Below are 15,877 nucleotides of genomic sequence, written 5' to 3'. Positions count from 1 at the left end.
TTACTGACTCAAATGAATCAGCAACCCGCTCTAGCAAGCTCATGACCATTAGGCATGCCTAAGCAGGCTCGTTAACTGGCGCGAAGCGTTGCGCGTACTCCTTTGGACTCACCCCCATGCGGCGCACGAAGGCTTTTCTGAGCACGTCGACACTGTGGTAGCCGCATCGGCGCGCAACATTGCAGTCGCAGTCGATTACCAGAACGGAATCTTTAGCGGTGAGGAAGGGGTTATCGGCCAAATCACCGGACAAGCGCCTCAAACGGTGGGTGACTTCGTACGCGCAAACCGGCAAGCGTACGGACAATAAATGCAGCTAACGCCAGAAAAAAAATGCATTGGGCGGGTGACCAGACCTTCCCAATGCAAAACGACCTGATTAGATGTTCCTTAAATCGATTAGCCCAGCGTGTTCAGGCACACCACCTTGGGTTGAGTCATTTCCTCATAGGCGAAGCGCACCCCTTCCCGGCCCAGGCTGCCGTACTTGGAGCCACCAAACGGCATCGCATCGAAGCGGTAGTCGGAGGAATCGTTGATCATCACCCCCCCAGCTTCGATTCTTCGTGCGGCACTCATCGCCGTTGCCAGATCATTGGTGAAGATCCCCGCATGCAGGCTGTATTCGGGCTCGTTGGCCAATGCGATGGCCTCATCGAAGGTTTCGAAAAGCTGCAAAACCACTACCGGCGCGAAGACTTCTGTGCGCCACAGCCGACTGCAATGATCAACGTTTTCCAATACCGTAGCGGCGTAGCACGAGCCTTGGCGCCGATGGCCGCAGAGCAATGTCGCGCCCTCTTGCAACGCGTCGTTCACCACTTGCTCGGCATTCTGCGCGGCCTGCAGGGTAATCATCGGTCCGATATCAGTGTCGGCACGCATAGGGTCGCCGCTCACAAGCGCCTTGGCCCGGCTGACAAAACGCTCACGGAACGCTTCATAGATCGACGCCTGAATCAGCAAACGCTGAGTGCCTATGCAGTTCTGCCCTGCTGCCCAGAAGGCCCCTGACAGGCAACTCTCGACGGCGGCCTCAAGGTCGCAGTCGCCCATGACGATAACCGGTGCATTGCCGCCCAAGTCCATGGCGAGTTTCTTCAGGCCGGCCGTGCGAGCGATCTGCTCCCCGGTGACGAAGCCGCCAGTAAAAGAGATCATCCGCACCTCACGGGACGCGACTAAGGCCTTGCCCAGTTCCGCCCCCCCGGTCGCAACCGTGACCACCGATTCGGGTAGCCCTGCCATGACCAGATACGACACCAGTTTGATGGCCGACAACGGTGCGAGCTCAGACGGTTTGAGAATCACTGCGTTACCACCCGCAATGGCCGGGCCGAGTTTGTGCGCCACCAGATTCAACGGATCGTTGTACGGGGTGATCGCGACAATCAGGCCCAAGGGTTCGCGGGAAAACCAGCCTTGGCGCGACTCGGAGCCCTCATAGGCGTCGAAAGGCACCACTTCTCCGGCATTACGCTTGGCCTCTTCGGCAGAAAGCTTGAGGGTGTTGATGCAGCGTTTGACCTCTTTTTCGGCCTGCTTGAGGGTCTTGCCGGCTTCATCGACGATCAACCGGGCGAACGCTTGGGCATCACGCTCGATGTTCAATGCAGCCTGTTCGAGAATGCGTGCCCGACGATGACGCGGTAACCCGGCACACACTCGCGCACCGCTGCGCCCGGTCTCCAGCAACTGCGGCACTTGCGACGCACAGACATCCGCGACGGTCCCGATGACGGTACCGTCAAAGGGGTTTAAGACTTCGATTTGCGGCTCCACAACAGCCAGGGCCAGACGCGATAGGTTCACAGGCATTCTCCTAGTTGTGTGCAACAGACTGATGGATGCTGATGATGTCAGACAGCAGCGCAAACGCTGTTTCCATGCGCCCTGCCCCCGGCCCCGAAACCGTCACTGCGCCGAGCAGATCGGTAGTAAACGACACGGCATTGGTGGCGCCGGAAATACCGGACAGCGGATGATCGTGTTTCAACAGACGCGGTTCGACACTCGCACTGATCGAACCATCGGCATGCCGCATGGCCGCTCCGATAAGCTTCCAGCGAGCCCCGTCCTGCCGGGCTTTTTCGATGTCGCCAAGGTCGAGTGAGGAAATACCGCTGCAGGTGACATCGCTGACCTTCAGCTTGGCGCCCAGAAGTTCGTTGGCCAGGATCACCACCTTGAGACGCACGTCATGCCCCTCAACATCCGCCGTCGGATCAGCTTCGGCGTACCCCAGTTCCTGAGCCTTGCTGACTGCTTCAGCAAACCCCAGCCCGCCTTCCATGCGGGTAAGAACGAAGTTGGACGTACCGTTGAGAATCCCCTCGAAACCGACAATCGAACTGCCCGCCAGCGACTGCTTGGCCAGGCGAATAACCGGCGTGCCACTCATCACCGACCCTTCGTATTCAAAGGTGACGTTGTTGCTTCGGGCCAGTGCTTTGAGCGCGGCGCCGTGCAAGGCAATGGGTCCCTTATTTGTAGTGACTACATGCTTGCCGCGTTCCAGCGCCCAGCGACAGAACGAGGTGGCCGGCTCACCGTCCACCGGGTTGGTGAAGGTGGCTTCGACAATGATGTCTGCGCCGGAGTCCTTGATCACCGCTTCGTTGAGGGCATCTGCTTCGCCACCCGCAAGCTGCGCCATTGCACCTTTGACTGCTGGCAACTTGGCCAGCAACGCAGCATCCAGCCCTTCGCGGCCAATCACCGAACCAAGAAACAGGTCGGTCACGCCAACGATTTTCAGAGTGAAACCCAGTTCGGTTTTCCAGTTTTCGTTACGTTCGGCAATCAGCTGAGCCAATGCCCGGTTCACACCGCCGAAGCCGACCAGCGCCAGTTTGTATTCAGTCATTTTTATGCCCTTGATCCGGGTGATGGGTTGTTGGGCTCTAGGTTAGGGGTGCGGCCAGGGCAGTGAAATAGGCCAAATTGCTCTATTTTATGGGCGTTTTGACCAGTGTCCGGGCAAAGCGCCAGGCATAAAAAAAGCCAACACACGTTGGCTTTTTCAGTACGAGAAAGAGGCTAGACGACGGACGACAGCACGAATGAAGTCACGGTGTTTTCCACCCCCGGCAACGCGGAGATTTCATTCCAGACTTTATGCACCCGCTCCGGACTGGCAGCGCCGACCCGCAACATCAGATCGAACTCGCCACTCATCACATCGCACTGGATGATTTCCGGTATTGCCCGCAGGGCCAGCAGCACTTCCGCGCCGCGCATGCGGTCGTAGCGATAGACGAAAATCACCGCATTGATGTTCGAGGACGCTTGCCGCCCTTCCCCCGTGCGCACCGTATAACCCTGTATCGCACCGTCGCGCTCAAGCCGTTCAATACGCTGACGCACGGCATTGCGCGACAGGTTGACCTTGGCTGCCAGCTCGGCGTGTGCAACCCGGGCATTGAGCCGCAGTTCCGCGATGATGTGTTCATCGAGCGGGTCCAGAATTCGCTTCACTTGGCCTCCTGTTGCAACGCTTTCAGAGCGTGCCGAACAGCTGATGGATGGTGTCGAGGTCGTCCGGTTGAATCCGGTAACGCTGCGCCGGCCCTTGCTCCGCGACCGGGCCGTGATGTGCCGGCGTGCTGATCCCCAGGTCGCCAAGCAGCACCGCCGATTTGGCCGGTGAGATTTCCCCCAGAGTCACCATCGGCGCCACCAGGCTTCGGCGGTACAACCTGGCGGCGAGGATGCCGGTGGCGGTATGCGGGTCGATGACGTAACCGGTGTCGCGATACAGCGAGGTGATTTCTTGCAGCGTCTGCTCATCACTGACGGCGTAAGAGTCGATGATCATCCGCGCCTGTAACCAGAACTCGTTGGCGATGGTCATCTCGCCGCTGGATTCGAACTCTGCCATTAGGCTGCTCACCGCTTGGTCATCATGCCCATAGAGTTCCCAGAGAAAACGTTCCAGGTTAGAAAAGATCGACAGGTCCATGGCCGGCGACAAGGTCTTGTTGGCTCGCAACCGGGAGTAGTGGTTCTTCAGAAACAACTGATGCAACGCGTCATTCTGGTTGGTCGCAACGATCATCTGGGTGATCGGCAAGCCCATTTTCTGCGCGATGTAACCGGCATAGACCTCGGCAAAACTCGCGGCTGGCACGCTGAAACCGATCGGACGCTGACCGCCACCCAGTTGCAGCACCGCGTGGAAATAAAACACCAGTTGCGCCAACACACTGACCCAGTTGCTGGAGTTGAAACTGATCGCCTCGTGCTGCGTGCACGGCCACTGCCGGAACAGCCGGGTGACGATCGTCTGGCACTCGTCGAAGCTGCCATTGACTGCGAACTGATGAACCTTGGGATGCGCTACTGCTTGCAGATGCTGGAGCTGATCTTGCGGTACACCTGCCGCCGGGTAAAACACCACCACGTCCGTTTCGTCGCAGTGCTTGAATGCCTCGATGGCCGCCAGCCCGGTATCGCCGTTGGTGGCACCGATCACCACCCCGCGACGCCCGCGCTTTTGCAAAAAATATTGCACCAGCCGCGCCTGCAACTGGGCGGCAAAATCCTTCGAGGAACGGGTCGGCCCGTGGAACAGCTCCAACACCCATTCGTTGCGATCTACCTGATGCAACGGTGCCAGGGACCGATGGCTGAATTGGCCGCCAGCCTCCTTGAGCATGCGCTTGAGGTCTGCCTCGGGGATCGCATCGCCCACGAACGGACTCATTACTCGATAGGCCAGTTCGTCATAGGGCAGGGTCGACCAATTGGCGATGTCCTGTGGTTCGAACAGCGGCAGTTCGAGCGGTACGAACAGCCCGCCATCCTCGGCAATTCCAGACAACACGACCTTTTCGAAATCGACCTGAACGGCCGAATTTCGGGTACTTACATAGCGCATGGTTGGCTCCGGCCATTCATTTGAAACGATGTGCCTGCTCGACCAGCCAGGTGGAAAACATGACCGCGTCGGGGTGCTGGTCGGCCCCGGAACCGCGTACGAGGTAAAAAGACTCGCTGGCTTCGATGCGCTGGTCGAAGGGTTCGACCAGTCTTCCGTCCTGAAGCATCTCTTCAACCATCGAGGACCGGGCCAGGGCAATCCCCTGCCCCAACTCGGCCATGCGCAAGGTGGAAATCAGTGTGTCGAACTGCATGCCGGTCGACGAATCGACGGTGTCCGCACCGACCATGTTTAACCAGTAACCCCAGCCCTCTTCGTAACCCAGAACATGTAACAGCGGATGGTGCGCGACATCCGCCGGCACCCTCAGCGACGAGTTCGCCATCAGGGCTGGCGAGCAGACCGGAAACAAGGTGTCCCAGGTCAGGCGCTGCGACACCAGGCCGGGCCATTGACCATGGCCCCAGCGAATCTCCATGTCGTCCTCGCCATCCAGTTCCTTGACCCAGATGTTGCTGATGTAGCGGATGTCGACAAGTGGATGAGCCTGGCGAAAGCCCACCAGCTTGGGCGCCAGCCAGTGCACGAAAAATGCCAGGCTGCCACGCACCTTGATCGGCCGGCGTTTGTGCTGGCCAAAAATCTCGTTGGTCCCCACCGCCAGTCGAGTGATCGCATCCTGCACGACCGGCAGATAGGCCTGCCCTTCCTCCGTCAGCCCCAGGCCACGGGGCAAGCGCTTGAACAGTGCCACCCCCAGGTGGCTTTCCAATTGGCGGATCTGCTGGCTGACGGCGCCCTGAGTCAAAAACAGCTCTTCGGCGGCGTGGGTGAAGTTCAGGCAGCGGGCGGATACCTCGAATGCCCGCAGCCAGTTCAATGGCGGTAACGTCTTTTGCTTCATGGTCTGAACCTCATTGACGCCCCCTCCACCGAGCACTTTGCCCACCCCGTCGACGGCGGCTAGAACGCATCGGACGGTTGTGCCAAGGGGGCAACCGACAAGCGTCGCTCGCGGCTTTTGCGCGTAATGTAATACACGAAATAGCACCAGGCGATGAATGGCAAACCGAAGTACAGAGCCACCCGCTGTTCAGGGTCGAACGCGATCCCCACACATGCCAGGCTGCAGCAGACCAGCGCCCCCAGTGGCACCCATGGATAACCCCGGACGCGGAACTTGAGGTTGCGGACATCGCCGCCGTTGGCCACATAGTGACGGCGAAAAGCGATCTGGCTCGCGGCGATGCTCATCCACACCACCACCACTGCCAACCCGGAGATCGACACCAGCGCCAGGTAGACGGTGTCGGCGGCGAACACGCTACTGAGCAACGAGGCGCCACCGCCGACCATGCTCAACACGATGGCATTCAGCGGCGTCCCCATGCGGGTCAGGTTAGAGAACTGCTTGGGCAGGTGACCCTGGTCGCTCAAGGTCCAGAGCATCCGCGAGGCGGCGTACAACCCGGAGTTGGCCGCAGACAACAGCGCAGTGATGATCACGAAGTTCATGATGTCGGCGGAGTAAGGAATGCCGATGTAGGTGAACACGGTGACGAACGGACTCTCCACCAAACCAGCCTGCTCGCGGGGCAACAGGGTTGCCAGGACGAAAATAGTGCCGACGAAAAAGATCGCCAGACGCAGCACGGTGGTGCGAATGGCCCGCGGCACATTGCGCTGCGGGTCCTTGGTTTCACCGGCGGCAATACCGATCAACTCAGTACCGGAGAAGGCGAAGGACACCGCCAACAAGGTCATGGCAATTGACATGAAACCGGTGGGGAACAAGCCTTCGCGGGTGAAGTTGCCCAGGCCAATGCTGTGGGCCTGATCGATATGCAACAGGCCGAGAATCTCCCCGCCGCCGATCATCAGGAACACCACCACCGTCACTACTTTGATCAAGGACAACCAGAACTCGGTCTCGGCGAACAAACGCACCGAGATCACGTTGGTCAGGAACACCACGCCTGCGAACAGCGCACTCCAAATCCATACCGGTGTATCCGGAAACCAACGCGCCATCAAAATCCCGGCGGCGGTGAATTCAGAGCCGATTGCCACAGTCCAGGTCAGCCAATACAGCCACGCCACGGTATAGCCGGTGCCGGGTCCGAGAAAACGTGTGGCGTAAGTACTGAACGAACCGGTTTCCGGCATCTGCACCGCCAATTCGCCCGAGCACATCATGACCATGTAAACCATGAGCGCACCGATGATGTAGGCGATAACCGCCCCCAAGGGTCCAGCCTGGTTAACGGTGTACCCGGACGTGAGAAACAGCCCGGTACCAATGACGCCACCCAATGCCAACATGACAATATGGCGTGTCTGCATTTCCTGTTTAAAACCGGCACGCGTAGTAAGTTGTTCTTCTTTTATGGACATGGTTGTTCTCATGAAAGTTGTTAGGGCGCGCATTAACGTCTGCGATCAGTTACTGGGCAGAGTAAAAACAGGTCGCCACTAAGTTTTATTATTATTCCACTTCATGAACGCCTCACTAACGGCCTTGTCGTGAGGTACTAACGTTAAAACTTCAGCTTGCTGCCTCGATGCACGTTTTGTTGTTTGAGTGCTGTGTGTTTGCCTGTGCCAGCTCATCGCGCGAACACCTGACAAAAGCGAACGCCTGCTTCAAATCGTCGAGCAGATCGTCAGTGTCTTCAATGCCGACCGAGACCCGCACCAGTCCTTCGGAGATACCCAGAGCCAGTCGTTCCTCCAGCGTGTTCTCAACATGGCTGGTGGTCCGGGCCGGGCCGTAAATGGTTTCCACTGCACCGAGATTGCCTGCGCAGTGGGCAAATCGCAGTCGTGGCAAGAGCACCTTGACCGTGTCCATTCCACCGACCAGAACAAAGCTGACGATGGCACCGAAGCCGGACATTTGCGCGCACGCCACAACATGGTTCGGGTGGCTGGGCAAGCCAGGATAATTGACCGACTCCACCAATGGTTCGGTGCATAGGAAATCCGCCAGGGCACGGGCACTGCGCTGCTGCTGACGCATGCGCAGCACCAGCGTTTTCATGCCACGGATGATCATATAGGCCGAAAACGGGTCGAGCGTCGCACCGTTGATTTCCCGGTAATGACGAACCTTGGCCATCAAGGATTCGTTGCCGCACACCAGACCGCCGAGCACATCGCCATGGCCACTGAGGAACTTGGTCGCGCTGTGGATGACCACGTCCACACCTAACGCCAGGGGGTTCTGATTCAGTGGCGTGGCAAAGGTGTTGTCCGCCACCACCACGGCACCGACGCGCTTAGCTGCAGCTACCAGTCGGTGGATATCGAGTATTTTCAGGGTCGGGTTGGTCGGCGTCTCCAAGTACACCAATTGGCAGCCTTTGGCGATTTCACGCTCGATCTCCTCGTGATCGAACGTCTCGCACAAGGTCACCTCCACACCCGTACGCGGCAGGAATTCTTCGAAAATCTTGTTGGTGCCACCGTAGCTGTCCTTGGTCGACACCACACGATCGCCATTGGCCAGGAAGGTGAAAAGCACACTGCTGATCGCAGCCATGCCGCTGCTGAAGGCCACGGCGGACTCGGCCATTTCCAACTCGCGAATTTTTGCTTCGAGCGTCTCGACCGTCGGGTTGCTCATGCGGCTGTAGATAAAGCCCGGCGTCTTGCCCAACGCAACGTCGTACCAGACGTCGATGTCGTCGTAACCGTAAGCGGCGCTAACCACGATCGGTGTTTGAGTGGCGTTGTAGGGGTGCCTGACTTGCTCCCCGCCCCAGACCGCTCGGGTCCCCGCTCCGGCGTTATCAAGCCCTGCGTTGTCAGGTTTATTGTTCATTAAGACTACTCGCACTGAGGGTGGTGAGTGTTGAGTCATTCACCAGATCTGGCGGCCAATATATTGAAAAGCGGTGCGCCCGAGAAACGATGTTATCGGTGCCAAAGGGCTGCTTTTTTTAATGGCTGTGTAGTCCTGAAATAGGTTTACACCTTCTGATCCGCTTTTCAGGAGGACATGATTGTTCAGCAGCTGTCGCCCAATGTTGCCTGGATCATCGTCGGGGCTCCGGACTACCTCAATCGTTTTACCCCCTGCTGGATTTGGGTATCGCTATACGGCTACTGGTCTTGACCTCGCGTAACGACAAACTGGACTGGATGGATGCAATACCCACCTGACGCCTGAGCACCTGCTCGATAAAGTCACTGTAGCTATCAAGATCCTCTGCCAGTACTTGCAGCACGTAATCGGCATCCCCGGTGATCTTGTGACAGGACAACACTTCGGGCAATTGCGCAATCACCGCCTCGAAGGCGTCCGGAGCGTGATCGGCGTGGGTGGAAAAACGGATGTGCACGAACGCCAGGATGTCCAGCCCCAGCATTCGTCGATCAAGGTTGGCCTGGTAGCCCTTTATCACGCCCGCCTCCTCCATTCTCTTACGCCGCCGCCAGCAAGGCGTAAGGCTTAACGACAGCCGCTCACTGAGCTCGGCGTTGGAAATACTCGCGTCCTCCTGCAGCAACGCGAGAATCGCCAGATCGGTGTCGTCGAGACCGATGCGCTTGGATGATTTTTTCTGCATTACGCCATTCCTGAGTAAAAATTCCCGAATAATCTAGTAAACCACGAAAACAAAGCAAAGAAAGCGCATCCCAGCCGGAACAGAATATTTGCACTGGCTCACATCAACGGATGCGCACAATGTTTACAGTTTTCAGTGATTCCCACCGTTTGCACCACGGGACCGAATTGAAAGACGGCGTGCTCAAACCGTCCTTCGAACAGCCCAGTCGGGCCGATACCGTCCATCATCGGGTCAAACAGGTAGGGCTTGGCCAGGTCATCGAACCGCGAGTATTTGACAGGGCGTGCTATGTCAACGCACACAGCGAGCGCTATGTAGCCTTTCTGGAAACCGCCTGGTCTGAATGGTGCGCAACCGGACGCACCCACGATGCCTTGCCGCTGGTATGGCCAGTGCGCGACCTGGCCAACGAGCAAGTGCCGACTTTCATCGACGGCAAACTGGGTTTCTACGCCATGGACGCCGGCTCGCCCATTACCGCCACCACATGGCAAGCGGTAAAAACCAGTGCCGATATCGCGCTGACCGGACTGGCGCTGATCGATGAAGGCCACGACAGTGCCTTTGCCCTATGCCGACCACCTGGCCATCACGCAGCGCGTGAATACATGGGCGGCTACTGCTATCTGAACAACGCAGCCATTGCCGCACAGCAGGCGATTACCCAAGGCGCCAAACGTGTCGCGGTACTGGACGTCGACTTTCATCATGGCAACGGTACCCAGAACATTTTCTACGGGCGCAGTGACGTCATGTTTGTCTCGCTGCACGGCGAACCGACGGTGTCCTATCCGTACTACTCAGGCTACAGCCACGAAGTCGGCGCTGGCCACGGCGAAGGTTACAACCTGAACTATCCGCTGCCGAAGAACACCACTTGGGAAAGCTACCGCAACGCCTTGCTCCACGCCTGCAAGAAACTCCAGCAATTTGCCCCTGAAGTGCTGGTTATTTCACTGGGCGTCGACACGTTCAAGGACGACCCCATCAGCCACTTCTTGCTGGAAAGCGAAGACTTCATCGGTATCGGCGAGCTGATAGCGGGCGTGGGCTGCCCCACCCTGTTTGTGATGGAAGGCGGCTACATGGTCGATGAAATCGGGATCAATGCGGTCAACGTGCTGCATGGCTACGAGAGTAAACGCGCCTGAGTCATCCCCTGAATCGCAGCGCTTGAACTATTGAATCGGAGAATAAAAACATGACTCTTTTTATAGACGTCGATCATGCCGCACGCCTGTTCGCCACGGTGGGAATCCGCCGCGCAATCCGCGAAATGGCGGCTTACATCGAAGCTGACTATTCACGCTGGGCGCAGTTTGATAAGTCGCCTCGCACCGCCAATCATTCGGCCGCCGGTGTGATCGAGTTGATGCCGACCGACGATGGCCAACAGTACTCGTTCAAATACGTGAATGGCCACCCGGACAACGGTCAAAGAGACTTGCTGACGGTCATGGCCTTCGGTGTCCTGGCCGATGTCCACAGTGGCTATCCAACCTTGCTCAGTGAACTGACGCTGACCACAGCCGTGCGCACTGCCGCGACCTCTGCCTTGGTCGCGAAGTCTCTGGCGCGCCCCGGTGCAAGCATCATGGCAATCATCGGCAATGGCGCTCAGAGCGAGTTTCAGGCCCTCGCCTTCCACGAAATGCTGTCCATCAAGGAAATACGCATTTTCGATATCGATCGCGACGCTTCACTCAAGTTGAAGCACAACCTGTGCGCATTCCCGGATATTGAGGTGATTCTGGCCAACTCGGTACAGGAAGCGGTCAAGGGCGCGCACATCGTCACCACAGTTACCGCAGACAAAGCCTATGCGACGATTCTGACGCCCGAGATGATCGAGCCCGGCATGCATATCAATGCCGTCGGCGGTGACTGCCCGGGGAAAACCGAACTGCACGCCGACATTCTGCGCAATGCCCGGGTCATCGTTGAGTTTGAACCTCAAACCCGGATTGAAGGCGATATTCAACAACTGGAGCCTGACTTTCCCGTCGTGGAGTTTTTCCGGATTGTTCAGGGCGAAGTCCCGGGCCGCGAGAACGACGCACAGGTCACCGTTTTCGATTCGGTGGGGTTTGCCCTGGAAGACTTTTCGTCACTGCGCTACGTGCACGACCTGGCGCGAGAGCATGCCATCGGTGAGCGCATCCATCTGGTACCGACACCTGCCAATATAAAAAATCTCTACCAACTGCTTGATCAGCAGCCAGCAATCGTCCCCTCGCGCTTACGCACGGCCAGCTGATAGCCATAGTAGCCGTTGCATCTCTAACAAGAACGCTAGACACCCCACTTTCTGCCAAAACTCAAAAACATAAAATCAAGAGGTTTTGTAATGAAATCGACTCCATCCGGGCGGGTTGAACAGCCCGCGCTGCAGCGCACGCTCAGCAATCGTCACATTCAATTAATGGCCATGGGAGGTGCCATCGGTACAGGCCTGTTCATGGGTTCTGGGAAGATCATTGCCCTCTCAGGCACGTCGATCATTCTCATTTATATGATCATCGGGATGTTCGTCTACTTCGTCATGCGCGCCATGGGCGAACTGTTGCTGTCCAACTTGAACTTCAAAAGCTTCGCGGATTTTGCCGGTGCTTACCTCGGCCCCCGTGCGGCATTTTTCCTCGGTTGGTCGTACTGGCTGAGTTGGAGCGTCGCGGTGGTGGGCGATGCCGTGGTGGTCGGCGGATTCTTTCAGTACTGGTTCCCCGATGTACCCGCCTGGATACCGGCCATCGGTATGCTAATGACGCTGTTTGCCTTGAACGTGCTGACCGTGAGGCTTTTCGGTGAAGTGGAGTTCTGGTTCGCAATCATCAAGATCATTGCCGTCGTCACCCTGATTGGCGTCAGCATGGTGCTGATTGCCAGCTCCTTTGTCTCACCCAATGGCGTCACAGCATCCCTGAGCCACCTGCTGGATAAACAGGCAACCTTCCCTAACGGCTTGTTCGGTTTCTTCGCCGGTTTCCAGATGGCCATCTTCTCCTTTGCCGGCACCGAGCTGATCGGCATCGCAGCCGCCGAAACCCGTTCCCCCGAGAAGACCCTGCCAAAAGCCATCAACTCGATTCCGCTGAGAATCATCCTGTTTTATGTGTTGGCACTGGCCTGCATTATTGCGGTGACTTCCTGGCAACAGGTTTCGCCCAGCAAGAGTCCCTTCGTCGAACTGTTTCTGGTTGCAGGGTTTCCCGCAGCAGCAGGTATCGTCAACTTTGTGGTGCTGACATCTGCCGCTTCATCGGCCAACAGTGGCGTATTTTCATCCAGTCGTATGCTGTTGGGATTGGCTAATCACGACAATGCTCCGGGGATTTTTCGGCGCCTGTCGAGCAGTAGCGTGCCCTTGCTAAGCCTGGCGTTCACGACACTGTTGATGCTGGTGGGTGTACTGCTGCTGTTCATCGTTCCGGAAGTCATGACAGCGTTCACCATCGTCTCTACCGTGTCGGCAATCCTGGTGATTTTCACTTGGTCGACCATCCTCGCGTCGTACATTGCCTATCGCAAAAGCCGACCCGACCTGCATGCGCAATCGGCCTACAAGATGCCTGGCGGCGTGCCGATGGCCTGGTCCTCCCTGGTGTTCCTGGGATTTGTTCTCTGCCTGCTGGCATTAAGACCTGACACTCGTATTGCCTTGCTGGCCATGCCAGGGTGGTTCATTTGGTTGGCAATTGCTTATCAGCTGACCCATTCCAGAAAGCTAAAATCCGCTGCTGGTTCGGCAAATCAGTACAGCTGATGTTCACCTGCCGCCTCTAGGTGCCGATGCAGTGAAACGCGCTTGAGCAACGTGGCGTTTGTGGGGCGCCTGGAGGTTGAAGAGCGGCAAGCGAAGGCCGTCAAATTTTACTGACGTCCCCAATCCGGTGCGCCCAGATCGACCTCGTACCTACCGCCACATCACTCACAGCTGTCGATCACGTGCTGGACGGCGATTGCGGAGTATCGGGGTCGAGTTGCTGGCGTCTGAATTGCCCGGGTGGCTGGCCATGTATCTGGCGAAAGCGTCGGGAGAAATAAGCCTCGTCAGCGAAACCGCACAACCTTGCCACCTCCCCCACCTGTCGTGTCCCATTGAGCAAATAATTGCGTGCCGCGTGCATCCTGCGCTCGAGCACCAGCTCAGTGAAGGTCTGCCGATTCCCTTGCGCAACCAGTGCGTCTCGGGCATGCGCATCGGCATCGTCGGCATGGGTCGGGTCGGCCGTGCAGTGGCGACCCGAGCCGCGGCTTTCGGCTGCGCGATCAGCTACACCGATCTGCAGCCGATGAGCGATGTGAACCACACTTTCATCGCCAATCTGAAGCAGTTGGCCAGCAACAGTGATGCGCTGATTCTCGCCGCCGCTGCCGACAAGGCTGAAGCCATCATCAATGCCGAGGTGCAGCAGGCACTGGGCAAGGACGGGTATCTGATCAACGTGGCGCTCGGCAAGCTGGTCAACGAGGTCGATCTGGTGGCGGCGCTTGCCGCTGGTGAGATCGCGGGTGCGGCGCTGGATGTGTTTGTCGATGAACCGAACGTCCCCGAGACACTGTTTGCCAACGAGAAAGTGGTACTGCAGCCCCATCGCGCCAGTGCGACGCTGCAGACCCGCACGCGGATGGGAGAGATGGTGGTGGCGAGCCTGGTGGACAGTTTCGCCGGGAGAAAACCGCAGGGGTCTGTGACTGACTGAACGTTGGCCGCCGAGGAGACGTTGCGTCCCCTCGGCGGCTCGATGTCAGGAAAACAGATCGACGCCCAACTGGAAGGCGACCCACAGCGCGAGGCCAGTGGCAAACAGCAGCGCAACGCTCTCAAACAGATTGTTGCGGTATTTCTTGTCCAGCAACGATTTCTGGTTGGACATGATCAACAGGCCCAGGGAAATGACCGGCAAGCCAATGATGTTCAACGCGCTGACACCAATGGTCAGGGTCACGTAAACACTGCGCCTGAGCCACGACGTATCTTTCTAACCTGAGAAAAACAGCGATTGATGTCGCCTACGGACAGTCATAGGATGACCGACCACAACCATAAAAATAAGGGATCATCTGTGAAAAAACCCCTCCTCATGGCCGCTGCAGTTGTCTACGGCCTCAGCCTGCAAGCCAATGCCGCCACGTTTGCCTATATCTCCAGCCCGGGAGACGGTCTGATTTCCCAGTATCGCCTTGACCAGAACAACGGCGCGCTGCGCCTGATTGAACAGGTCAACGCTGGTGATCAGGTCAACCCCTTGGCCATCACCCCTGACGGCAAAGTGTTGTTTGCCGCCTTGCGGGTCAAGCCGTTTCAGGTGCTGGGCTACAGCATAGATCCCAAGAGCGGACATCTGACTCCGCTGTCCAAAGCGCCACTGGCAGAAAGCATGGCGTACTTGTCTACCGATAGAAAAGGACACTATCTGCTCGGTGCATCCTACGGTGCCGACACAGTCAGCGTTCAGGCCATCGACAAGGCCTATCAGCCTTCTGCCAGCATCCTGAGCTACAAGACAGGCCCGCATGCACATTCGGTTCGTACCGACCCGAGCAACCGTTTTGCCTACGCGGGCAATCTTGGCGCGGACCAGGTGCTGCAATATCACCTTGATGCCAAAACCGGCGTGCTCACCCCCATCGGCAGCGGCTACATCAGTGTCCCGGACAATACCGGGCCTCGGCACCTGGCCTTTTCCCCGAACGGCAAATACCTGTACGTGGTCGGTGAAATGAGCGGCACGGTCACAGCGTTTTCAATCGATGACAGCACCGGCGCATTGACTCAGATTGCCGTTGCCAATGGTATTCCCGAGCGTTTGAAACTGGCTCACGGCGAAGTGCGTGATGCACGTAACAACGACTTGAAGGACGACCCCACACCACGTATCTGGGCGGCGGACCTGCGGATCTCGCCCGATGGCAAGCTACTGTTGATGACCGAACGCACCAGCAGTTCGGTTTCGGCATTCGCGGTTGACCCCTCAACAGGCGGCTTGAGCTTTCTCGAGAACTATCCGGTGGAAGAGAAGCAGCCACGCAATATCGCTTTTTCACCCAACGGGCGCTGGTTGCTAGTGACGGGCGAGAAAAGCGAAAAAGTCGGCACTTACGCGGTCAGCAACAACGGCGCCTTGAAACGTGTCGGTGAAGCGGCGTCGGGCAAAGGCGCGTTATGGATTGAGGTACTGCAAACGTCGGTGGAGTAATCGTCGGGCGGGGAAAAGACGCGACGCAATGCCGTGCAGACCATGGAGAGCGGTCATCGTCAGGCCCAGGAAGGTGTGATCTGGGTACTTGAGGCAGACGCAGTACTCATTGGTTGAGCGGTTTAACCGATAACCGATCAATCCTCATGGAGAGGCCCGCCTTACGCGGACTTTTGCCCGCACTTTCGTATCCGCCCTGTCATGCCTTCGTCACACCCACC

At 57.7% G+C, this 15,877-nt stretch carries 12 protein-coding genes and 4 pseudogenes; 5 read left to right on the top strand and 11 right to left on the bottom strand.

What is annotated here, in order from left to right:
* Window positions 1–58: 58 nt before the first annotated feature.
* The 9 genes and pseudogenes from FQ187_RS30400 to FQ187_RS15340 all read right to left on the bottom strand — a co-directional run.
* Window positions 59–178: pseudogene (locus tag FQ187_RS30400) on the bottom strand (AraC family transcriptional regulator); the annotation flags it as partial.
* Window positions 179–399: 221 nt separating this feature from the next.
* A complete protein-coding gene (locus FQ187_RS15375) occupies window positions 400–1,812 on the bottom strand; it encodes an aldehyde dehydrogenase family protein (protein WP_149630141.1) in 1,413 nt (470 codons plus the stop codon).
* Window positions 1,813–1,822: 10 nt separating this feature from the next.
* Complete coding sequence (locus FQ187_RS15370; protein ID WP_149630140.1) at window positions 1,823–2,866, bottom strand: homoserine dehydrogenase; 1,044 nt, start codon at window positions 2,864–2,866, stop codon at window positions 1,823–1,825.
* A gap of 173 nt (window positions 2,867–3,039) precedes the next feature.
* Window positions 3,040–3,477 carry an Lrp/AsnC family transcriptional regulator gene (locus FQ187_RS15365; protein ID WP_149630139.1) on the bottom strand — a complete coding sequence of 146 codons (438 nt, stop codon included), beginning with the start codon at window positions 3,475–3,477 and terminating at the stop codon, window positions 3,040–3,042.
* A gap of 22 nt (window positions 3,478–3,499) precedes the next feature.
* A complete protein-coding gene (gene thrC, locus FQ187_RS15360) occupies window positions 3,500–4,879 on the bottom strand; it encodes a threonine synthase (protein WP_149630138.1) in 1,380 nt (459 codons plus the stop codon).
* Between the two features lie 16 nt (window positions 4,880–4,895).
* Window positions 4,896–5,786 (bottom strand): LysR substrate-binding domain-containing protein, encoded by an 891-nt coding sequence (locus FQ187_RS15355; RefSeq protein WP_149630137.1) that lies wholly within the window; start codon window positions 5,784–5,786, stop codon window positions 4,896–4,898.
* Window positions 5,787–5,845: 59 nt separating this feature from the next.
* Window positions 5,846–7,276, bottom strand: a complete 1,431-nt coding sequence (locus FQ187_RS15350) for an amino acid permease (RefSeq protein ID WP_149630136.1) — start codon at window positions 7,274–7,276, stop codon at window positions 5,846–5,848.
* Between the two features lie 151 nt (window positions 7,277–7,427).
* On the bottom strand, window positions 7,428–8,705 hold the full coding sequence (locus tag FQ187_RS15345; RefSeq protein ID WP_149630135.1) for a cystathionine gamma-synthase family protein: 1,278 nt from the start codon (window positions 8,703–8,705) through the stop codon (window positions 7,428–7,430).
* A 247-nt stretch (window positions 8,706–8,952) separates the two neighbouring features.
* Window positions 8,953–9,453, bottom strand: coding sequence for an Lrp/AsnC family transcriptional regulator (locus FQ187_RS15340; RefSeq protein ID WP_149630134.1), 501 nt, complete (start codon window positions 9,451–9,453; stop codon window positions 8,953–8,955).
* A gap of 119 nt (window positions 9,454–9,572) precedes the next feature.
* On the opposite strand from FQ187_RS15340, the gene FQ187_RS15335 reads away from it, so the two are divergent.
* From FQ187_RS15335 to FQ187_RS15325, 3 genes are all read left to right on the top strand, one after another.
* Complete coding sequence (locus FQ187_RS15335; protein WP_149630133.1) at window positions 9,573–10,607, top strand: histone deacetylase family protein; 1,035 nt, start codon at window positions 9,573–9,575, stop codon at window positions 10,605–10,607.
* A 50-nt stretch (window positions 10,608–10,657) separates the two neighbouring features.
* Entirely contained in the window at window positions 10,658–11,713 is a 1,056-nt protein-coding gene (locus FQ187_RS15330; RefSeq protein WP_149630132.1) for an ornithine cyclodeaminase, read from the top strand.
* A 90-nt stretch (window positions 11,714–11,803) separates the two neighbouring features.
* Complete coding sequence (locus FQ187_RS15325; RefSeq protein ID WP_149630131.1) at window positions 11,804–13,219, top strand: amino acid permease; 1,416 nt, start codon at window positions 11,804–11,806, stop codon at window positions 13,217–13,219.
* A 178-nt stretch (window positions 13,220–13,397) separates the two neighbouring features.
* Here FQ187_RS15325 and FQ187_RS15320 read toward each other — a convergent pair.
* Window positions 13,398–13,642, bottom strand: a pseudogene (locus tag FQ187_RS15320) (helix-turn-helix transcriptional regulator); the annotation flags it as partial.
* Here FQ187_RS15320 and FQ187_RS15315 point away from each other — a divergent pair.
* A pseudogene (locus FQ187_RS15315) lies at window positions 13,617–14,159 on the top strand (NAD(P)-dependent oxidoreductase); the annotation flags it as partial. The pseudogenes FQ187_RS15320 and FQ187_RS15315 overlap by 26 nt on opposite strands.
* A 45-nt stretch (window positions 14,160–14,204) precedes the next feature.
* On the opposite strand, the pseudogene FQ187_RS15310 reads toward FQ187_RS15315, so the two are convergent.
* Window positions 14,205–14,408, bottom strand: a pseudogene (locus tag FQ187_RS15310) (Mn2+/Fe2+ transporter); the annotation flags it as partial.
* Window positions 14,409–14,522: 114 nt separating this feature from the next.
* On the opposite strand from FQ187_RS15310, the gene FQ187_RS15305 reads away from it, so the two are divergent.
* Entirely contained in the window at window positions 14,523–15,656 is a 1,134-nt protein-coding gene (locus FQ187_RS15305) for a lactonase family protein (RefSeq protein WP_149630130.1), read from the top strand.
* Window positions 15,657–15,877 lie beyond the last annotated feature (221 nt).

It is taken from the genome of Pseudomonas sp. ANT_J28 (assembly GCF_008370005.1).
GTDB lineage: Bacteria > Pseudomonadota > Gammaproteobacteria > Pseudomonadales > Pseudomonadaceae > Aquipseudomonas > Aquipseudomonas frigoris.
The sequence above is the reverse complement of the archived record's forward strand: the minus strand, read 5'-3'. Positions and strand labels throughout refer to the sequence as shown.